General features: G+C 61.0%; 6 protein-coding genes. 5 read left to right on the top strand and 1 reads right to left on the bottom strand.

Going from position 1 to position 4,988, the window contains the following annotated elements:
• Positions 1 to 65 precede the first annotated feature (65 nt).
• Entirely contained in the window at positions 66 to 1,238 is a 1,173-nt protein-coding gene (locus VFE81_RS14335; RefSeq protein ID WP_325045231.1) for a PD-(D/E)XK nuclease-like domain-containing protein, read from the bottom strand.
• A gap of 49 nt (positions 1,239 to 1,287) precedes the next feature.
• On the opposite strand from VFE81_RS14335, the gene VFE81_RS14330 reads away from it, so the two are divergent.
• From VFE81_RS14330 to VFE81_RS14310, 5 genes are all read left to right on the top strand, one after another.
• On the top strand, positions 1,288 to 2,724 hold the full coding sequence (locus tag VFE81_RS14330; RefSeq protein ID WP_325045230.1) for a DEAD/DEAH box helicase: 1,437 nt from the start codon (positions 1,288 to 1,290) through the stop codon (positions 2,722 to 2,724).
• Between the two features lie 182 nt (positions 2,725 to 2,906).
• Positions 2,907 to 3,284 carry a hypothetical protein gene (locus VFE81_RS14325; RefSeq protein ID WP_325045229.1) on the top strand — a complete coding sequence of 126 codons (378 nt, stop codon included), beginning with the start codon at positions 2,907 to 2,909 and terminating at the stop codon, positions 3,282 to 3,284.
• On the top strand, positions 3,281 to 3,463 hold the full coding sequence (locus VFE81_RS14320; RefSeq protein WP_325045228.1) for a hypothetical protein: 183 nt from the start codon (positions 3,281 to 3,283) through the stop codon (positions 3,461 to 3,463). Before VFE81_RS14325 ends, VFE81_RS14320 begins: the two co-directional genes overlap by 4 nt.
• A 34-nt stretch (positions 3,464 to 3,497) precedes the next feature.
• Positions 3,498 to 4,403, top strand: coding sequence for a ParB/RepB/Spo0J family partition protein (locus VFE81_RS14315; protein ID WP_325045227.1), 906 nt, complete (start codon positions 3,498 to 3,500; stop codon positions 4,401 to 4,403).
• Positions 4,400 to 4,831 (top strand): hypothetical protein, encoded by a 432-nt coding sequence (locus VFE81_RS14310; protein WP_325045226.1) that lies wholly within the window; start codon positions 4,400 to 4,402, stop codon positions 4,829 to 4,831. The genes VFE81_RS14315 and VFE81_RS14310 overlap by 4 nt, the downstream gene beginning before the upstream one ends.
• Positions 4,832 to 4,988 lie beyond the last annotated feature (157 nt).

The following is a 4,988-nucleotide window of genomic DNA, read 5'->3' as shown; positions in this document are numbered from 1 at the left end:
GGCCGATACTTCCCTGCTGGCTGCGAGCGCCATCCCAATTAGGGCGGCGACAAGATTGCGGCGCATCACTGCACCAACTCCGCCGCCACAGCGAGCGCGGTTTTCTGGCGATGCCATGACGTCAAGCTGATCTGCTGGATGTCGTCGCCGTAGCCGGAAAAGCGGCCGGTAGCGCGGCACTGCGCGAGCTTGCGCAGATCGGCGCGATATTCCAGTCGGCCGAGTTCCACGTCTTCACCGTCGAGGCAGTAGACACCCACCGAATACGGCGGCTCCTTTTCCTGGGCGATGAACACGAAGGCGCGCGGTCGCGCCATGCTGATGCAGCCCTGGTCGATCGCATGACCGATGCCGTCGGTATAGAACGGGTGCTGCACGTCATAGCGGTAGGACTGGATCGACGACACGAAGCCGTCGAAACTGGCGTCTCGCGCGGTCTTCAGGTCGACGACGATGCCGCAGTCCGTCAGATAGTCGGGGCGGCATCGCAGCAGCTCGCCGGTTTCCATGTCGACCCAGTAGAATGAACGCTCCGCACGGCCACGCTTGCGCAGCAGCTTGCCGGCGGCAGGGTGGCGCATGAGCACGCCACGCATTGCGTGCAGCGTGTTCCAATCGTCTTCCGACAGCACAATCCGGCCGGTGTTGTTTGCCAGCCATTCCGTCTGCACGTCTGACCATAGCGTGACCGGCACGCCATTCGCGCGGAGTAGGGCGGCCAGTTCGTGCCGTGATCCACTGACGGACAGCAGGCCGGTGCGCGTGAAGTTCAGCCGTTCGATTTCGGTCTTCAGCTCGGCGCCTTTCATCGCGCAGAGTGCGGCGCGGCTGACTTCCGAAACGTCTTCGTTTTGTTCGGCGCGGCCGGCGAGGATGCGTTCAATCAGTTCGTCTTTCGTTCCGCTACTCGGCAGCTTCGGCAGCCGGCCAGCGTTTAGCGCTTGAATCTTTGCAACCAGCACGTCAGCGTCATTGATCGCTTCCGGCACGTCGCACATGCGCAGGCCGAGGCAGTACGTGCGGGTAAACACTTCCGGCTCAAGAACGATTGCGTGATAGGCGGAGCCGAAAGCCTGCGAGGGCGTCGATACTCGTTCCGGCGCGTCGGGCGACTTCGCGAACGCGAATTTCTCGGCGGACTTGTGCAGGATGTCGAGTCCGGATTTCGATATGCCGGGGCCGCCGTGGTAGGCGTCGTTCGTCAAATCGTAAACGCCGGGGCGTAGGGTGTGCTGCATTCGTCACTCCGTGATGATGTATTAATGATGATGAACGATAAGTGTTGATGTGTACCATGTCAACACTTACCATTCATCCATGCACCCCCTTTTCCCCGATCAAGTCGAGTTCGTCAGCAAGCTGCGGGAAGCGTTTCGCACTCATCAATCAGTGCTCGGCTGCGCGGCGACGGGGTTCGGGAAAACCGTTACGTCGTCCCATATAACGGCCTCGGCGGTCGCAAAAAAAAAGCGAACGATCTTCACGGTTCATCGCCAAAACCTGATAACGCAAACGTCCGGCGAGTTCCGTGAGTTCGGTATTCCACATGGTTTCATTGCATCCGGCATGGCCTATCACCGTGACGCGCTGGTGCATGTCGCCAGCATTGACACGCTGAAACGACGGCTTGCACAAGTTGAAGTGCCTGACCTGCTGGTGGTCGACGAAGCGCACCTAGGGCGGGCGAAAGGCTGGCATGAAGTCATTGACTACTTCATGTCGCGCGGGGCGAAGGTGCTCGGCAATTCCGCCACGCCGCAACGCCTGGACGGCCAGCCGCTATCCGACCTGTTTCAAACAATGGTTGAGGGGCCGCCTGTCCGCTGGCTGATGGACAACGGGCGCTTGTCGGATTACCGCTACTACGCGCCGGACATTCCCGACCTGTCGGCGCTGAAAAAGAGCCTGGGTGACTACAACGAAGCGCAGGCCGCCGAGGTCATGGACAGGCCGAAGCTGATCGGCAGCGTGGTCGCGCACTACAAGTCATTGGCATGCGGTAAGCGGGCCGTGTGCTTCGCGATGAACGTCGCGCACAGCCAACACCTTGCGGCTGAGTTCAATTTGAACGGCGTTCCAGCGGCGCATATCGACGGCACTACGCCGAGCACCGAGCGCAAGCGGATTTTGAACGATTTCGCCGATGGGCGAATAAGGGTTTTATGCAATGTCGAGCTTGTCACGACGGGCTTTGACCTGTCGGCGCAGGTCGGCCGAAACGTGCCGGTTGAGTGCGTGATTCTCTGCCGGCCTACGATGTCGCTCGCACTGTTCCTGCAGATGGTTGGTCGTGCGCTGCGCATGAAGCCATATCCCGCGGTCATCCTTGACCACGCCGGCAACAGCATGCGCCACGGCTTCCCCGACGACCCACGCGAGTGGTCACTAGAGGGAGACTGGGAAGGCAAGGGCAAGGCGTCAGACGGCCCGCCGCCACCGATCACATGCGAAGGGTGCTTTCGCCAGATACGCAGGCCAGCGCCGCCGGAATGCCCGTCGTGCGGCAAGCGCCTGGTCGCGCCACCGAAGCCCGTCGAAGTAGGCGAGGGCGAGTTGATCGAGGTTACCGACCTCATGAAGGCCACGATGCGTGCACAGCGCATCAAGGAAGACCGCGAGGCGAAGACGTTGCAGGAGCTGGTCGCGCTCGGCGCGTCACGCGGCTACGCCAGCCCGCAAAAGTGGGCGTTTCAGAAGTGGTCGAACAGCCGCCACCGGCAGTAGCTCCTCCGGCAAGGTGTAGGTAGTCGCTTACAAAAGGTGACGGATAGCGGCAATAAGTGACGCAATAACTTGCGATAATCACAAAAAACAATTGAAATAAGTGCATTATATTGACGAATAATACACTTTAATGCACTATCACTCGGCCGGCGGATATCCCGCCTACTGACCGAGGAAATGCCGTGAAAGATCCCATATCGTTTGAATGCGCCACGTCGACCGGCATCGACACCTTCGACGTGCTCGCCGAGGTTGGCCGCCTGTACCTGTGCTGCAACCGTCACACGCGCAAGCTCACGTATTTCGATTCACGGGTCATTGACCGCACCGTCGCCGAAGCAAAGGCAGCCGCTCGGAAACAGGCCGAGCCTGCCGAAATGATTGCCGGCGAGCTGATCGGCTTCGAACAGGACACGTTGACCGACCGTTTCGCGCTGGCGCTGGCTGGCGTAATGGGCACCCGGCGCTGTGACTCTGATGAAGCTGATTATAGGCAGTCCACCGTGTCAGGCATTTGGGAGCGCGCCGCCGCCCTTGCCGCCGGACGGCCCGCGCAATGATTCGCGCGATTTCATATCAGCAACTTCTGAAGGATATGCAGGGCGAATCGCTCGCGGAACTTCGGAAGATGCGCGGCGCCGCTGACGCTCAGATGCGGGCAGCCCAGCGAAATAAGGACTGGCTTGCAATGGTCATCGCGCATCGCGTGAAGGCCGAAGCCGCCGCCGCGCCGAACTGATTCATTTAGACGTCCAGTCATGAAAGGAGTTTGTATGTCGTCATTCAAACGGATGGTCAAAGATGGCACGATCAAGCGGGCCGATGCGATGAAAGTCGCACTGTCTGACTTGCACGTTGAGCCGGGCTTCAATGAGCGCACCGAAGGCGCCGAGCTGGAAGCGTCGATTGACGTGCTCGCTGCATTCATCCTGCAGGGCGGCATGGTTCCGCCACTGGAAGTTCGCCCGCGTGAAGAGGGCGGCGTCTTCATCGTCGACGGCCACCGTCGCCACCGTGCCTACCTAAAGGCTGTCGCAGCGGGTGCGCCTATCGAGTGGGTCGAAGTCCGCGCGTTCACCGGCAACGATGTCGACCGCGTTGCTCGCATCGTGTCGAGCAATGGCGGGCTGTCGCTGTCGCCGCTGGAAACGGCACGCGTGTATCGCAAGCTGGCGGTGTTTGGACTTGATCCGACCGCCATCGCTGACAAGGTGGGCCGCACGCGCTCACACGTCGATCAAATGCTTCTGCTGGCTGGCGCGAATAGTGACGTGCACGCAATGGTGAAGGGCGGTGGCGTGTCGGCGTCAGTTGCTGTCGATGCGGTGCGCAAGCATGGCGAAAAGGCCGGCGCGTTCCTGGGCGGCCAGGTCGACAAAGCGAAGGCCGCAGGCAAGGGCAAGGTGACCGCCGGAACGATCGAGGGTAAGCCGCTGCCGCGCAAGGTGGTCGATGGGTTGGTGTCGACTGTCAAGGCGTTCACCGATGCGTTGAGCCATGACGCGCGGATGACGCTGCAAACGTTGAACCTTAGCGAATCTCAAACGGTGGAAGTCGATGCTGTGACACTGCTGCAGCTGCTGGACTGCAGGCAGGAAATCGACACGGAGCGGGGGAAACAGGCGGTGAAGGCGCGCGAGAAGATGACGAAGGCTGCGCAGGCGGAATGGCTGGCGTGAGCGAGCACGGCATACAGAACACCATCCGCAACGACCTTGCGGGCGACTGCCACCTGTTCCGTGCCAACGTCGGAACCGGATGGCAAGGGCAGGGCAAGCCCTTTCGCGCAACGTCGCGGATGACGGTCGCGGTTAATCCTGGGGATGTTGTTTTGCGCAACGCTCGTCCGTTCGATACCGGTCTGCCGGCAGGGTTTCACGACACGTTCGGATGGGTAGAAGTGCAGATCACGCCGGCAATGGTCGGCATGACGTTCGCGCGGTTCTTCAGCATCGAAGTGAAGGATGAAGATGGCCGCGTGAGCACGAAGCAGAAACTGTTTCGTGCGGCGGTCAATAACTCTGGCGGTGCGTCCGGCATCGCGCGCAACGCGGCTGATGCACGCGCCATCGTCGCGGACGCGAAAGCGGGGCGCGTGTGCCATTGACTGTCGGATGGATGAACCGCCACGGTCACGGCTCACTGGCGGCGGCGGCCAACATCCGAAAGGGCGGGCGCGGAGCGGTCTGGATCGATGCCGGCGGCAACATTTTTGCGGGCGATAGTTTTCCACCTGTCGACCCGCGTTACATCGTCGGCATGTA

The sequence above is a fragment of the Paraburkholderia sp. genome, from assembly GCF_035656215.1.
GTDB lineage: Bacteria > Pseudomonadota > Gammaproteobacteria > Burkholderiales > Burkholderiaceae > Paraburkholderia.
Note: the sequence above shows the minus strand (reverse complement) of the source record. Positions and strands in the feature narration are given on the sequence as shown.

Excerpts from the sequence above, each read along its gene's own strand:
- VFE81_RS14335 (WP_325045231.1), bottom strand. The coding sequence starts at position 1,238 with ATGCAGCACACCCTACGCCCCGGCGTTTACGATTTGACGAACGACGCC.
- VFE81_RS14320 (WP_325045228.1), top strand. The coding sequence starts at position 3,281 with ATGATTCGCGCGATTTCATATCAGCAACTTCTGAAGGATATGCAGGGC.
- VFE81_RS14315 (WP_325045227.1), top strand. The coding sequence starts at position 3,498 with ATGTCGTCATTCAAACGGATGGTCAAAGATGGCACGATCAAGCGGGCC.